Consider the following 14,093-nt stretch of genomic DNA (forward strand, 5'->3'; position numbering starts at 1 on the left):
AGTGCGCTCAGTCCGTGTCGGTATGCAGAACCACCGAGTGCCCACCGCGTGCCTTCGCGGAGTACATCGCCCGATCCGCTCGTCGCAGCAGAGTCGGGTAAGCGACCAGCGCATCTTCCGATGATTCGAAAGGCCCTGCGATCTTCGCGATTCCGACGCTCATGGCTACGGCGGGATGATCGTAGGACGTAATCGTCGAGTGTCGAAGTTCGTGCGCGAGTCGATCGATCGAGCGTTGATCGACCGAATCGACGATGACGAACTCGTCGCCGCCGATCCGTGCGATCAACGCTGTCGGGCCGGCACATTCGACCAGTCTCGCGCCGACTTTCTCGATCACAGCGTCGCCGACGGTGTGTCCGTACTCGTCGTTGATGGCCTTGAATCGATTGATGTCGACCGCAGCGACAACCAGGAGTGCCGGGTGCGTGTACGACTTCTCCAGCAACAGTCGTACTTCGTCGGCCAGTCCCCTCCTGTTGAGCAGTCCAGTCAGCGGGTCCAATTGCGAATTCAGCGCGTCGGTGCCGAGGATGGAGAAAACGAACTGACAGGCAAAGGGAATCACGTAGATCGCCGCGCCGACCAGTACTACCAACGCAACCAGAACCGGAACATCAGAATAGTTTCGGACAACGGAAATGCGTGTCACGATTCCGATGACAACGACGAATACCCACACCATGTGCAGGGTCTGCATCCGAGCATTGTGGAAGAACGCGATGTAACCGCCGATCACCGAGAACATCACGGCATGTGCCAGTGCCGCAAGTGGGTTGGAGTACAACAGCATTGCGGCCGCTATTCCCACTTCCGAATAGAGCACGAACGCGTACGACCAGGAACGGGAGAGATTACGCCTCGTCGAGAGGGCGACGGCCATGATCACAGTGACGACGATGATGACGGTATTCGCGGTGCGTGCATGGGGACTGGTCGGCCCCTGTGGACTGAAGCGAGTCAGGAACATGATGACGGTGACCAGCACCAACGAGCAGACGACAAGAAACCGCGAAGCGACGGTCAGCCCTTTGTCCGCGAGATAACGATTGAAGGTGTCGAATTGGTCCGGCCGCCGATACCAATCGGCCAGTTGAGACGAGATCAGGCGGAACGCAGAGGCCGAGAGCGGTCGGTGCGACGCGACGGCGTCCGTGCGCTCCACACTCTCGGCAGATTCCATAAGGTCAGGGTAATCCAGTCAACTCCCCGCAATCAGACAATTCTCACTGTTTGCCGTCCCACATCACAACCTGATCGCCGCCGGCGGCCTTCGCGCGATACATCGAGGCGTCTGCTACTCGAAACAGGTCCGTCAACTCCTCGTCGGAAATAATCGAAGACCATTCGGCGGAGGTGATCGCAACTCCGACGCTGGTTGTCACCGCCGGATCACGGTCGTCGATTCGCAAGTGTCTTCGCAAACTGTCCTCGAAAGCAGGCGCTGCCCCGACGTCGATCGTGTCCACCAAGACGAACTCGTCCCCACCGAACCTGGCGAAGAGCGCGTTCTCGCTGCCGCACCATCGCAGTCGATCAGCAATCTGACGGAGGACGAGATCGCCTTCTTCGTGCCCGTGTGAGTCGTTGACGATCTTGAACGAATCGACATCGACGATTGCGACGACATACGAAGATTTGCTCGACGCACGTCCAGTCGCTCCCATTTCGACAACAGCTCGCTGCAGCCCACGACGATTCAGCAGGCCGGTCAACGGATCGACATCCGAACTGTCGGCGTCGGATCCGAGAAGAGAGAGGACGAACTGGCAGGCGAACGGAATGACCACGATCCCGGTTGCGATGATCAGACAGAGCGCCGTGGCCAGCGCAGGATCCGCGTAGATCGCGACCTTTCGGCCGATCAATGCCAGCACCACGATGGAGAACGCCATGTGGAAGGCCTGGAGTCGGGCGTTGTGAAAGTAGGCGATATAGCCGCCGATCAACACGAAGAGCACACACTGGATCAAGCCGATGAACGGATCGCTGTTGAGGAACACTCCGACGAATACGCCGACCTCGCAGTAAGCGACGAAAAAATACGACCACCGGCGTGTGATTTCGGGCAGAAGGCAGAAGAGCACGATCACCGCGCCCGTGACGGCGATGATCACGGCGTTGACGACGCTGGTGACATGGCTGTGAACGCCTGCGTCGCTGAAGCGCAACATGGTCATCGCGATGATGACCGTCGTCAGGGAGCCGATTACCAGCAACCGAACAGCTAGCTCGAGGCCCTTCGTGGCGAGGTATCGATTGAAACTGTCGAATTGATCAGGACGCCGATACCACTGGACGAGAAGGCCGAAGGCCGACTTCACAGCTGACTTTTCACGGCCACGGGGCGCGGGCAGAATCGACTGCAGTCGGTCCGGCCCGAACGATGTCATGCGCAGATCATAGGTGCGCAGACCGTCGTCGGGGCTCAAGAGCGCAGGATCGAATGTGCAATCCGCGGGCGGTTGTCAGCGCCGAAGGAGGTACGTATCCATGATCCAGCCGTGCTTCTCGCGCAACTCCGCCCGGCGCGCGACGATCCGATCTTCGACCTCGCGCAGGTTGCCGGAAATCAGCTCCTCGTCCGAGGTTCCGAGGTACGCGCCCCACCAGATTTCGGCTTCGTCTTCGCTCACCTGAGTAAACGTGCAATGCGCGTCGAGCATGACGACGGCGTTGTCCACTCCGGCAGGCAAGCCCTCGGCCAGTTTGCGGCCGGTCGTGATGTGGATCGGTTCGCCGATTCGGTTCAGGACGATTCGGTGTTGTGCAGCCAACGACTGCACACTCGTGATTCCCGGGATGACGGAGTAGTCGAACGACACTTTCCCGCGAGCGAGCACGCGCTCGACGATCCGCAGAGTGCTGTCGTAGAGGGAAGGGTCACCCCAGACGAGAATGGCGCCGACTCCAGGTTCGGCCGCGAATTCCGCTTCGAATTTCGCTGCCCTGCGCTCGTGCCAGTCCTCTACGACACCTTCGTAATCGGTCGGGGTTCGATCCCGCGGTGGGTCCGTGATCTCGACCACCTTGTAGTCGAGGTGAACATGTTCGTCGAGGATTCCGGTTCGCAGGTCGACCAGCGCCTGCTTCTCGTCACCTTTTCCGATGATGAAGAAGGTATCGGCCCTGTTCATGGCCTTGATCGCCTGGACAGTCACCTGGTCGGGATCACCAGCACCGATACCGATCACCAAGAGTTCGCGCATGTGCCGAGGCTATATTGCTGTGCGCCTTTATTAACCGCCGGAGGTTAATAAAGGCGCACAGCAGGCTAGGCCCTAGACTGATTCCCGTGACTGTCTCCACTGCTTACGAAGACCTCCTCCGGCTCGTCATGGAGACGGGTACCGCCAAATCCGATCGAACCGGAACCGGCACCCGCAGCATCTTCGGTCACCAGATGCGCTTCGATCTTGCCGACGGCTTTCCGCTCGTCACCACCAAGAAGGTCCACCTCAAGTCGATCGTCAACGAGCTCCTGTGGTTCCTGCGCGGCGACTCCAACGTGGCGTGGCTGCACGAGAACGGCGTCTCCATCTGGGACGAGTGGGCCGACGAGAACGGCGAACTCGGTCCCGTCTACGGCGTCCAGTGGCGCAGCTGGCCCACTCCGTCCGGAGAGCACATCGACCAGATCACGCAGACCGTCGAGACCCTGCGCTCGAATCCCGATTCGCGGCGGATCATCGTCTCGGCATGGAACGTCGCAGACATTCCGCAGATGGCGCTGGCTCCGTGCCACGCTTTCTTCCAGTTCTACGTCGCCGACGGCAAACTCTCGTGCCAGCTGTACCAGCGCAGCGCCGACATGTTCCTCGGCGTTCCGTTCAACATCGCCAGCTACGCACTGCTCACCCACATGATGGCCCAGCAGGCCGGACTCGACGTCGGCGAGTTCGTCTGGACCGGCGGTGACTGCCACATCTACGACAATCACGTCGACCAGGTCACCGAGCAGCTCGGTCGCGAGCCCCTCCCGTTGCCGACCCTGAAATTGAACAAGCGCGACTCCATCTTCGACTACACCTTCGAGGACGTGGAGATCGTCGACTATCAGCACCACCCCGCGATCAAAGCGCCGGTAGCGGTCTGACGATGACCGTTCGCACAGTCACCCTTGTCTGGGCGCAGGCCCATGACCGCGTCATCGGCGCCGACAACACGATCCCGTGGCGCGTGTCCGAGGACATGGCTTACTTCAAACGCGTCACCATGGGACATCCGGTGATCATGGGGCGGCGCACCTGGGACTCCATTCCACTGAAGTTCCGGCCGTTCAGCGGGCGTCGGAACATCGTTGTCACGCGCGATCCGCAATGGAAGGCCGAAGGCGCCGAGGTGGTCCACAGTCTTCACGACGCCCTGGCGTTGCCGGACGGCGACGTCTTCGTCGTCGGTGGCGGGCAAATTTATTCGGCTGCACTGCCATTCGCGACTCATCTCCTGGTGACCGAGATCGACCTCGACATCGCCGGTGATGCCTTCGCTCCCGAGATCGGCCCCGAATGGAACCTGAAGTCCGACGAGCCGTGGCAGACCTCGGAGAAGAGTGGGCTGCGCTTCCGCTGGCTGGAATACACTCGCTGACCGACTTCCGCCGATAACGAGGCACCTCGCGAGTGAGTCGGTCATACTCCTAGAACGACATTCACCGCTTTCGAGAGGTCTTCGATGGACAAGAAATCACTGACCGCTCTCGCTCGTCAACAGCTGAAACTGGCGGGCTCGGCGACCAGCGGTCGCAGTTCACAAACCGTCTACGGCGGCCACCAGCGCAGCCTGCGACAGACGGTTATCGCGCTGAGCGCCGGCAAGAGCCTCGCCGAACACGACAGCCCGGGCGAAGCCACCCTGTTGGTCCTGAGCGGGAAGCTGAATCTTGTGTGTGGGAGCGACCAGTGGAAAGGATCCACCGGCGATTTCCTCACCGTTCCAGCCGACCGGCACAGTGTCGAAGCGCTCGAAGACGTTGCATTTCTACTGACCGTCGCGATGAAGGGCTGAAGTCGGTAGCGTCTTCCGCGTGAGCGAAACCGTGATCGAAGTGTCCATCGTCGCAGCCCCGTCCGTACTTTGGCCCGCGCTGCGCGACCCGTCGCTGATTCGTCGTTGGTTCGGCTGGGAGTACGACGGACTCGACGACGAAATCACCCAGATCTACTCCACCGCTGATGCCGACCCCGAAGCGTTGACGCTGAAACTCGGAAACGGCGACCGTTTCTCACTTCTCGAACAGGACGGCAAGACGGTCGTCCGCATCGATCGTCCGGCCGAGTCCGCCGACGACGACTGGTACGACGACATCACCGAGGGATGGACGACGTTCCTCCAGTTGCTCAGATTCGCAGTGGAGCACCACGGACTCGCTGAGCGAAAAACCATTTATCTCGACGGCCTACTGCTCCGCGGCGAGAACGTGGCAACCGTCCTCGGGCTCACCGAAATCGAATTGGCAGCGGGAAGTCGGTACGCGGCGACAATCGCTCCCGGCGACTATTTCGAAGGCGTCGTCGACTACGTCACCGATCACCAATTCGGGTTGACAGTCGAAGATCTCGGCCCTGGTCTACTCTCCGTCGCGACCCAGTCGGTGACTCCGCAGCGGCCCGACGGAGGCATGTCGATCCTGCTGACCACCTACGACCTGAGCGATGACGAGTTCGACGAGATCAAGCATCACTGGACTTCGTGGTGGGAAGGCCGCCGTCAGGGTGGCTGACGTGCGGTGAGGCGATATGCTTCGACCATGGTCGAAGCATCGGGTCACAGTCCGGCACGCACGTTCGGCGAGTTGCTCGACCGCCTGGGCGATTCCAACGCCGACATCCCGACACTCCACCGTCTGCTCGAGGCGGTCCTGGTCGTCGGCTCCGGCCTGGACCTCGACCTGACGCTCCAACGGATCATCACCTCTGCGACAACGGTTCTGGATTGCCGCTACGGCGCCCTGGGGGGTCGCGGCGCCGGGGGGTGGGCTCTCGGAATTCGTCTACGAGGGAATCTCCGGGTCCCAACGCGCGACCATGGGACATTTCCCCGAAGGTCATGGCGTTCTGGGTGTTCTGATGAATCATCCGCAGACGTTGCGTGTGGCGCACCTCGGCGATCATCCCGAGTCCGTCGGTTTCCCCGCGAATCATCCACCGATGGAGAGTTTTCTCGGAGCGCCGATCATGATGCGAGGAAAGGTGTTCGGAAGCATCTACCTGACCGAGAAACGAGGAAAAGCCGAGTTCACGCAAGAGGACGAGGTCATTCTCGAAGCCCTCGCCATTGCAGCCGGCATAGCTGTGGAAAACGCACGACTGTTCGAGCAGTCTCGAACTCGTGAAAGATGGCTCACCGCAACATCTGCCATCCGCTCGCGGTTGCTGGCCGGTGACTCACTCGAGGACGGCCTGCAACTTCTCGCGAGCCGCGTTCGGGATCTGACCGGCGTCGACGACGTGATCGTGGTGATCTGCGAGAACGGTTACGCCCAGGTCCACGCCGCGGCCAGCGCCCGTACCACGTCACGCGGGGTCAGAATTCCAGCGAAGACCTATCCGTTCGACGTCGTCCGAAGCACCCGAAAGCTACAGGTACTCACCACTTTAGGCGCGCTCACGGAACTGGTGCCGTCGGCCGGGAGTGCGGTCGTGGCACCGATGTGCGTCGCCTCGGGTGTAGTCGGCGCGGTCATCGTGGCGTCGAATTCCACCAACACACACTGGGATCACGACGAACTGACCCGGATCGAGTCGATGGCCGAACTCGGCTCCGTTGCAATCGAGTTCGACGAGAAGCAGAAGGCGCAACGCCTGCTGTCGGTCCTCGCCGACCGCGATCGCATCGCACGAGACCTGCACGACAACGTCATCCAGAGACTGTTCGCGAGCGGAATGAGCTTGCAGAGCACGCTTCCGGACGAGACCCTCCCCGAGTCGGCGCGCGCGATTGTCAAACGATCTCTCGAACAGCTCGACAAGACCGTCCGCGAGATCCGGACAACGATCTTCGATCTGCAGACTCCCACTGCTGCCGGGACGTCGAGCCTGCGACGACGCCTCCTCGATGTCATCGGCGATGCCACCGCCCAGTCCTCCGTGACCCCCAGCGTCCAATTCTCCGGCGCCATCGACACTCTGGTGAACCCCGGGATCCACCAGCACGCCGAGGCTGTACTGCGAGAGGGACTGAGCAACGTCCTTCGGCACGCACACGCACACCACATCACCATCGCAGTGACCGCGGATGTCGAATTCGCCATCACGATCGAGGACGACGGCGTCGGACTCCCCTCCGACTTCCACAAGAGTGGACTTCACAATCTCGAGCGCCGTGCCGAACATTGCGGCGGTACGTGCACGATCGTCAACCACGATCCGAGCGGTGCACGTCTGCTCTGGCGAGTACCGCTCGGCCGCACCAACTCGAATCGACCGAAGTCCAGTCGGTAGACCTACCGACTGCCGCTGCGGATTTCGGTGGCCAGCACCGCAGCCTGAGTACGACGCTGCATGCCCAGCTTCGAGAGCAGACGCGTCACGTAGTTCTTGACTGTCTTCTCCGCGAGGAACAATCGCGCGCCGATCTCCCGGTTGGTGAGTCCCTCTCCGATGAGGTCGAAGACTGCTCGCTCCTGATCGGAAAGTTCGGCCAGCGGATCAGCTGTACGGTCGCTACGGATCCGCTGCATCAGCGCCTCGGTTGCCCGACTGTCGAGCAGTGAACCGCCGCGCCCGACTGTGCGGACAGCAGCAACCAGATCGGTTCCAAGGATCTGTTTGAGGACGAATCCCGAAGCGCCCGCCATGATCGCGTCGAGTAGTGCCTCGTCGTCCGCGTACGAGGTGAGCATCAGGCAGCGCAGGTTGGGCAGCATCGAGCGGAGTTCGCGGCACAGCTCGACGCCGTTGCCGTCAGGCAGCCGCACGTCCAGAACAGCGACGTCGGCGTTGCTCTGCGGTACCGCCGCCAGCGCTTCCCCCACCGACGCAGCCTCGCCCACCACCACGAAATCCTCGACCCCGCCGAGCAGATCGAACAATCCGCGTCTGACGATCTCGTGATCGTCGACCAGGAATATCCGCGTTGTCATCGAACCCCTCCAAAAGACATCTCACGTCGAACGGTACCGGAGATGGTGGACTCAGAACTCATGGAATACATTCTCTTCACTTGTTGACGTGACGGACTATGAGAACCGGGCAATCCGCAGTGTGCAGGAGCGCCCGACTGGTCGATCCGAGGAGCATTCCCGCGAATCCGCCGCGCCCGCGACTGCCGACGACTATCAACTGCGCCGTCTCCGCGTACTCGCTCAGAACTCGGACCGGACGGTCACGCGCGACGACTCTCTCGACGACGACGTCCGGGTAACGCTCGGTGAATCCGGCCAATTGCTCGGCGAGGACAACTTCCTCACCCGTCTGGATGCTGCTCCACAGCGGGTCGTCGGGGGTGGCGCCCAGCGAGGGCTGCACACTCACGTCGCTCCACACGTTGACGGCAATCAAGGTGGCGCCCCTCGCGGATGCCTGCTCGAAAGCGTGCTCGATTGCCTCGATGCTGCTTTCGGATCCATCGACACCGACCACGACGGGGCCTTCGGTCGGCGGTCGACCGTCGAGCGTCCGTCCTCGGACAACTGCCACCGGAGATTCGCCGTGCGAGACGACCGAGACCGTCGCGGAACCGACGACCAATCCGGTGAATTCGCCGTGTCCACGGGGTCCGAGCGCAATGATGTACGCGCTCTTGGACAATTCGATCAGCCGATCGGAGACACTGCCGTCGAGAAGTTCGGTGACGATCTCGAGGTCGTCGTCGATGCTTTGCCGCGCAAGGATCTGCGCACTGTCCAGACGAGCGGTGGCAGTGCGACGCAGTTCGTCCTTGAAACTCTCGGCGAGGTACGGCTCGGAGTAGTAGAAGGCAGGGATGTGCACCACCGTCGCGATGTGGAGCGGTCGACCGAGCGCCACTGCCGTCCTCGCCGCCCAGACGACAGCCGACGACGCCGATTCCGAACCGTCTACCGCTACGACGACGGGTTTGGTTGCACTCATGTTCGTCCCTCCACAATCGACCACAGAATCTCTTCGCCCCCACACTATTGCCCAATGACGGCAAAAAGGATTCATCAGCCGACGCGAGTCCCGAATCGGACATTCGGTGTTCGAGTGGACTGCGGCAACGGCCCCGCCAACATCCCTTTCGGGCGTCAACGAGGCCACCGGTGCCGGATTCGCACGCAAACCCTGGCTACTCGATCCACGTTAGGCGAAGAACCCGACCGGTCAGAAGTGAAAAAAGTCCTGTCAACAAGCGCCTAAATTCGGGTTTCGTGCGCAGGAGATCCCGAATCACCCGCTGTGCGCCTTTATTAACCGCCGGCGGTTAATAAAGGCCCACGGCAGGGTCAGTCACAAATCTTGCGGAACTTCTCGATCAGCTGCACTCGGCCGTTACGGTCGGCTGCCAACGGCGTGACGTTGAGCGTCGTGACACCGGCTTCGGCGAAGGCCGCGACGCGTTCCTTGACGTAGCTCTCGGGACCGATCAACGACACGGCGCGAACAAGATCGTCAGGGACGGCTGCTGCGGCCTCGTCCTTCTTGCCCGCGAGGTACAGGTCCTGAATCTTCTCGGCAGCTTCTTCGTAGCCGTAGCGCACCGCGAGATCGTTGTAGAAGTTCTTGCCCTTGGCGCCCATACCGCCGATGTACAGCGCGAGGCTCGGGCGTACCCAGTCGAGCATGTGGTCGACGTCGTCTCCGATGGCGAGGGCCGGCGACGCGTACACCTGAAGCTCGCCGAGGCTCGGATCACGCTTGGCCTTGCCCTTGGCGATCGGCTCGCCCCACACGCTGGCCGCCTTCTCCGGATGGAAGAAGATGGGCTCCCAGCCTTCGGCGATCTCTGCCGTCAGCTCGACGTTCTTGGGTCCGAGCGAAGCGATCAGGATCGGGATGCGCTCACGCACAGGATGATTGATCAGCTTGAGCGGTTTGCCCAGCCCGGTGCCCTTCTCGGCGGGGAGCGGAACCTGGTAGTACTTGCCCTGATATTCGACCTTCTCGCGGCGCCACACCTTGCGACAGATTTCGACGACCTCACGGGTGCGTCCCAGCGGGGCGTCGTACTTGACGCCGTGGAATCCCTCGATCACCTGTGGTCCGGAAGCACCCAGGCCCATCACGAAGCGACCGTTGGAGACGAAGTCCAGGCCCGCTGCCGTCATCGCGGTCAACGAAGGGGTACGGGTGTAGATCTGGAAGATTCCCGAAGCGAGTTCGATGGTCGACGTCTTGGCCGCCAGGTAGCCGAGCTGGCTGACGGCGTCGAAGGAATACGCCTCCGGGACGAAGGCGATGTCGAGGCCCGCCTTCTCCAGGTCACCGACCTCTTCGACGGTTTCGGCGAACCCGCCGCTGTAGTTCAAACCCATACCGATACGCACGTTGTAACCCCAATCCTGACGATTGCTGCCGTGTGCGACGCGCACACGAGCAGTGGTACTCCCATCGAACACTTACTCACATCGAACACTACGGAACCTGAGTCCGCATTCATGTGACTACCCCGTTCAAATTCGATGACCGAAATGAACGGGGTAGCGGGAGAACCTGGAGAAAGTCAGGATTCTTCGGGGCGAACCACCATGACGGGGCACTTGGCGGAAGCGATCAGAGTGTTGCTGGTCGAGCCGAGCAACATGCCGCGGAATCCGCCACGGCCACGGCTGCCGACCACGACGAGCTGCGCTTTTGCCGACCAGTCCAACAGCCGTCCGCGCGGGTTGTCGAGATAGACCTCGCGCCGGACCTTGACGTCCGGGTACTGCTCGGACCAGCCTGCCAAGCTCTCACTCAGTACGGCGTGTTCTTCCTCTTCGAGGGACTGCGGTGCCAGTGCTGCTGCCCTCGGGTCTTCGAATGCCGCGCTGCCGAGGTCACTCCACACGTGTAGAGCCACCAACTCGACTCCGCGGAACGACGCTTCCTCGAAGGCCGCACCCACGGCCTGGGCGCTCAATGCGCTGCCGTCGACACCGACCACGACCGGTCCCTCCGAGGGCACTGCACCGTCACGGTCCCGTACGACGATGACCGGACACTTGCCGTGACTGGCCACCCCGACCGCGGTGTTGCCGAGGACGGCCGTCGCGGCTTTGCCCGAAGCGGACGCTCCGACAACTACCCGCCTGGCTTGTGCAGAACTCTCGATCAGCCACTGAGTTGCGCTGCCGATGGCGATTTCGGTGTGAACTTCGAGTTTCGGGTCGATCTCACGGGCGAACTGTTCCGCCTCCGCCAAGATCGCTTTTCCTGCCTCCTCGACCCATTCGTACACCCCACCCGCGTCGACGTACGGTCCACCGAAACCGTACGGCGCGAAGTCGAGAGCGTGGATGATGTCGAGTCGCAATTCGCGCTGGGCGGCGATTTTCGCGGCCTCGCGGAGCGCAGTGGACGCCGTGTCCGAACCTTCGACTCCGACAACAACACTGTTATGTTCGCGTGAACTCATGTGCCCACCTTCCTGAAGAAGTAACCGAGCCACTTTCACTCTAACCATCCCACTTGTCCGGCTTTTTTGGGGTCGCCCCCTCCTCATTTCCGGGACTTAAGTCCCCGAAACTGTTGACGGATAGGAGAATTAGCAGAGCACTCAGGACCAGGTGTGAACAGGATCTCCTGTTCGCATGTTCTCCACGTAACCCCGGAGCATTCCGGTGAGCGCCGTCGAGCGGTCCGCACCCGAGGCCTCCTCCCGCGCCACGTGCTCTCGTTGCCAGGCGGCACCCGTCTGCCGATTCATGCACCGCCCCTCGATGACACCGAGGTAACGATCGCGGGCAGCGGCGGACAATCCGAAGTCCGCCAAACCCTCGTCTGCCAACGGCAACAGCCTTCGCAGGACCAACTCGTCGGCGCCGACCCACCCGATCTCCGGCCAGTACAGGGTGGCGTCGAGTCCGTACTTGGCACCGATGTGCAGGTTCTCTTCCGCCGCGTGGAAAGACATGTGAGACCACAGCGGCCGATCCGCGTTCACCAGTGCGCGAACGGTTCCGTAGTAGAAGGCCGCATTGGCCATGATGTCGACGACGGTCGGTCCCGCCGGCAGCACCCGATTCTCGATACGCAAGTGCGGCTTGCCATCCGAGCAGTCGTACACCGGCCGATTCCAGCGATAGACCGTGCCGTTGTGCATCTGGAGCTCGCTCAACTCCGGAACCCCACCCGCAGCGAGCACCTCCAGCGGATCGGTGTCCGACACATCGGGGAGCAGGGCCGGAAAGTACCGTGAGTTCTCTTCGAACAAGTCGAGTACCGAGTGGATCCATCGCTCACCGAACCACACTCGCGGGCGCACACCTTGGTTCTTGAGCTCGAAAGTTCTGGTGTCCGTGGCCTGTTCGAAGATCGGGATGCGCGATTCGTGCCAGAGTGCCTTACCTGCCAGGAAAGGAGAATTGGCCGCCAACGCCACCTGCACGCCGGCCAGACACTGCGCGGCGTTCCAGTGCGCGGCAAATTCTTCCGGCGCGACGCGCAGGTGCAACTGCATGGACGTACATGCCGCCTCCGGCACCACCGAATTGGTGTCGGCCCGAAGAATTTCCACGTCGCCACCAGGCAGCGCGACGCCTTCGACGTCGAGTTCGATGTCTTCTCCTCGCGCGGCAAAGATCTGCTCGTTGAGCAATTCGTAACGCGGGTTGGCGGTGATCCACTCTCGATCGAGATGCTCGAGCTGCAGTGTCGGCAACATCCCGATCATCACCATCTCGGCGTCGTGAGCGTGGATTCGCGCGTCTGCGACATCGAGGGACGCCCGCAGTTTCTTCTCCAATTCGAATGTCGCGTCGCCGGTGAGTGGACCGGGCTCGACGTTCATCTCGACGTTGAACTGTCCGAGCTCGGTTTGGAAAACCGCAGCGTCGTCAATGGATTCGAGTACTTCACGATTCGACATCGCAGGAGCCATGTCCCCGTTCACCAGGTTGAACTCGATCTCCATGCCCAGCAGTGGGGCAGGCTTGTCGACGGCGTCCCGGAAGTCGCCGCCGTCAAGCATCTGCTTCATGGCGTCGACGCACGCGCGCACCTTCTGACGAAAGAGCCTGCGGTCTGCTCTGGTGAATTCTCTCGCCGTGACCTCTGCACCCATCGCACGTTCCCCCTTCGACGATCAACGTCACTGAAGGCTATCCGGCCGCAGTCACCGACAAACGAGAACTGCGGTGGCTCCAGGAAGAATTTCCCGGCGCCACCGCAGTTCTACAAGACGTTTTCTTAAGAGTTGTCCACCCAGGTGACAGCGACGCCACGAGCCTGCAGCCATGCTGCCGGATCGACCTTTGCGCCGTTCTCGGCGACCTCGAAGTGCAGGTGCGGGCCGGTGGACTGGCCACGGTTACCGACGGTGGCGATCTGCTGGCCGGCGTTGACGCGCTGGCCGACGTTGACCTGGTAGTCGTTGACGTGGCCGTACGTGGTGACCGTACCGTCGTCGTGCTGGACGCGAACCCAGAGGCCGAAACCTGACGCCGGGCCGGCGTCGATGACCTGGCCGTCGGCTGCAGCGAGGATCGGGGTGCCGATCGGGGCCGCGATGTCGAGACCGCCGTGGTGTGCTCCCCAACGAGACCCGAACGTGGAGGTCAGCGTTCCGGACACCGGCTGCACGGTGCGAGCGGTCGTGCCGGGGTTGATCCCCGCGAGGAACTGCTGTGCCTGCGTGTTGAGGTCGGCAGCAAAATCGGGAAGCTCGGGAATGTCGAGAGCGGGAAGCGCCGCAAGCTCAGCCGGAACGACAACGCCCTCGGGAAGCAGGCCCTGCGGGATCTCGAAGCCGGCGATGGTCTGCGTTGCCGGCGCCGCAGCAGCGGTTCCTGCACCCATCTGGCCTGCACCGACGAGAAGCACACCCGTAGCCGCAGCTACGACACCAGCCTTGACACCGGCACCAGGGCCAGCCGACGGGGTGCGGTGGCGGCCGCTTGCTGCCTCGGGATCGATCTCGAAGACAACATCGTCATTGCCCGTGCGGTGGTGGTTTCCCACAGTGTGTACTCCGTCAGTCGTCGGCGTGCAGCG

The 14,093-nt window shown here is 61.9% G+C and carries 13 protein-coding genes and 1 pseudogene; 5 read left to right on the forward strand and 9 right to left on the reverse strand.

Annotation, left to right across the window (positions count from 1 at the left end; translation table 11 throughout):
- Positions 1 to 7 precede the first annotated feature (7 nt).
- The 3 genes from I7X09_RS07860 to cobF all read right to left on the reverse strand — a co-directional run bounded on the left by I7X09_RS07860 (position 8) and on the right by cobF (position 3,209).
- Entirely contained in the window at positions 8 to 1,183 is a 1,176-nt protein-coding gene (locus I7X09_RS07860) for a GGDEF domain-containing protein (protein WP_200316314.1), read from the reverse strand.
- 43 nt (positions 1,184 to 1,226) lie between these two features.
- Positions 1,227 to 2,393, reverse strand: a complete 1,167-nt coding sequence (locus tag I7X09_RS07865; RefSeq protein WP_234036839.1) for a GGDEF domain-containing protein — start codon at positions 2,391 to 2,393, stop codon at positions 1,227 to 1,229.
- A gap of 75 nt (positions 2,394 to 2,468) precedes the next feature.
- Positions 2,469 to 3,209 (reverse strand): precorrin-6A synthase (deacetylating), encoded by a 741-nt coding sequence (gene cobF / locus I7X09_RS07870; RefSeq protein WP_124567481.1) that lies wholly within the window; start codon positions 3,207 to 3,209, stop codon positions 2,469 to 2,471.
- Positions 3,210 to 3,295: 86 nt separating this feature from the next.
- Between cobF and I7X09_RS07875 the strand changes: the two genes are divergently transcribed.
- The 5 genes and pseudogenes from I7X09_RS07875 to I7X09_RS07895 all read left to right on the forward strand — a co-directional run bounded on the left by I7X09_RS07875 (position 3,296) and on the right by I7X09_RS07895 (position 7,442).
- Positions 3,296 to 4,096 carry a thymidylate synthase gene (locus tag I7X09_RS07875; protein ID WP_095971110.1) on the forward strand — a complete coding sequence of 267 codons (801 nt, stop codon included), beginning with the start codon at positions 3,296 to 3,298 and terminating at the stop codon, positions 4,094 to 4,096.
- A 2-nt stretch (positions 4,097 to 4,098) separates the two neighbouring features.
- Positions 4,099 to 4,590 carry a dihydrofolate reductase gene (locus I7X09_RS07880; RefSeq protein ID WP_200316318.1) on the forward strand — a complete coding sequence of 164 codons (492 nt, stop codon included), beginning with the start codon at positions 4,099 to 4,101 and terminating at the stop codon, positions 4,588 to 4,590.
- Between the two features lie 84 nt (positions 4,591 to 4,674).
- Positions 4,675 to 5,007: a cupin domain-containing protein gene (locus I7X09_RS07885; RefSeq protein ID WP_003946336.1), complete on the forward strand. Its 333-nt coding sequence runs from the start codon at positions 4,675 to 4,677 to the stop codon at positions 5,005 to 5,007.
- A 19-nt stretch (positions 5,008 to 5,026) separates the two neighbouring features.
- Positions 5,027 to 5,722: a hypothetical protein gene (locus I7X09_RS07890; protein WP_200316320.1), complete on the forward strand. Its 696-nt coding sequence runs from the start codon at positions 5,027 to 5,029 to the stop codon at positions 5,720 to 5,722.
- Positions 5,723 to 5,749: 27 nt separating this feature from the next.
- Positions 5,750 to 7,442, forward strand: a pseudogene (locus I7X09_RS07895) (GAF domain-containing protein).
- Between the two features lie 2 nt (positions 7,443 to 7,444).
- Here the strand turns inward: I7X09_RS07895 and I7X09_RS07900 are convergent.
- The 6 genes from I7X09_RS07900 to I7X09_RS07925 form a co-directional block, all read right to left on the reverse strand.
- The gene (locus tag I7X09_RS07900) at positions 7,445 to 8,083 is read right to left on the reverse strand and encodes a response regulator (RefSeq protein WP_019744786.1); all 639 of its coding nucleotides are present in this window, start codon (positions 8,081 to 8,083) and stop codon (positions 7,445 to 7,447) included.
- Positions 8,084 to 8,159: 76 nt separating this feature from the next.
- Complete coding sequence (locus tag I7X09_RS07905) at positions 8,160 to 9,053, reverse strand: universal stress protein (protein ID WP_095971114.1); 894 nt, start codon at positions 9,051 to 9,053, stop codon at positions 8,160 to 8,162.
- A 353-nt stretch (positions 9,054 to 9,406) separates the two neighbouring features.
- Positions 9,407 to 10,447 (reverse strand): LLM class F420-dependent oxidoreductase, encoded by a 1,041-nt coding sequence (locus tag I7X09_RS07910; protein WP_166809498.1) that lies wholly within the window; start codon positions 10,445 to 10,447, stop codon positions 9,407 to 9,409.
- Positions 10,448 to 10,623: 176 nt separating this feature from the next.
- The gene (locus I7X09_RS07915; RefSeq protein WP_007727672.1) at positions 10,624 to 11,517 is read right to left on the reverse strand and encodes a universal stress protein; all 894 of its coding nucleotides are present in this window, start codon (positions 11,515 to 11,517) and stop codon (positions 10,624 to 10,626) included.
- A gap of 141 nt (positions 11,518 to 11,658) precedes the next feature.
- The gene (locus I7X09_RS07920; protein ID WP_166809430.1) at positions 11,659 to 13,164 is read right to left on the reverse strand and encodes a glutamate-cysteine ligase family protein; all 1,506 of its coding nucleotides are present in this window, start codon (positions 13,162 to 13,164) and stop codon (positions 11,659 to 11,661) included.
- A 125-nt stretch (positions 13,165 to 13,289) separates the two neighbouring features.
- A complete protein-coding gene (locus I7X09_RS07925) occupies positions 13,290 to 14,060 on the reverse strand; it encodes a M23 family metallopeptidase (RefSeq protein WP_200316322.1) in 771 nt (256 codons plus the stop codon).
- Between the last annotated feature and the right edge of the window lie 33 nt (positions 14,061 to 14,093).

This window comes from Rhodococcus sp. P-2 (genome assembly GCF_016598535.1).
Lineage (GTDB): Bacteria > Actinomycetota > Actinomycetes > Mycobacteriales > Mycobacteriaceae > Rhodococcus_F > Rhodococcus_F baikonurensis.

Excerpts from the sequence above, each read along its gene's own strand:
- I7X09_RS07880 (WP_200316318.1), top strand. The coding sequence starts at position 4,099 with ATGACCGTTCGCACAGTCACCCTTGTCTGGGCGCAGGCCCATGACCGC.
- I7X09_RS07885 (WP_003946336.1), top strand. The coding sequence starts at position 4,675 with ATGGACAAGAAATCACTGACCGCTCTCGCTCGTCAACAGCTGAAACTG.
- I7X09_RS07865 (WP_234036839.1), bottom strand. The coding sequence starts at position 2,393 with ATGACATCGTTCGGGCCGGACCGACTGCAGTCGATTCTGCCCGCGCCC.
- I7X09_RS07915 (WP_007727672.1), bottom strand. The coding sequence starts at position 11,517 with ATGAGTTCACGCGAACATAACAGTGTTGTTGTCGGAGTCGAAGGTTCG.
- I7X09_RS07920 (WP_166809430.1), bottom strand. The coding sequence starts at position 13,164 with ATGGGTGCAGAGGTCACGGCGAGAGAATTCACCAGAGCAGACCGCAGG.
- I7X09_RS07860 (WP_200316314.1), bottom strand. The coding sequence starts at position 1,183 with ATGGAATCTGCCGAGAGTGTGGAGCGCACGGACGCCGTCGCGTCGCAC.
- I7X09_RS07905 (WP_095971114.1), bottom strand. The coding sequence starts at position 9,053 with ATGAGTGCAACCAAACCCGTCGTCGTAGCGGTAGACGGTTCGGAATCG.
- I7X09_RS07900 (WP_019744786.1), bottom strand. The coding sequence starts at position 8,083 with ATGACAACGCGGATATTCCTGGTCGACGATCACGAGATCGTCAGACGC.
- cobF (WP_124567481.1), bottom strand. The coding sequence starts at position 3,209 with ATGCGCGAACTCTTGGTGATCGGTATCGGTGCTGGTGATCCCGACCAG.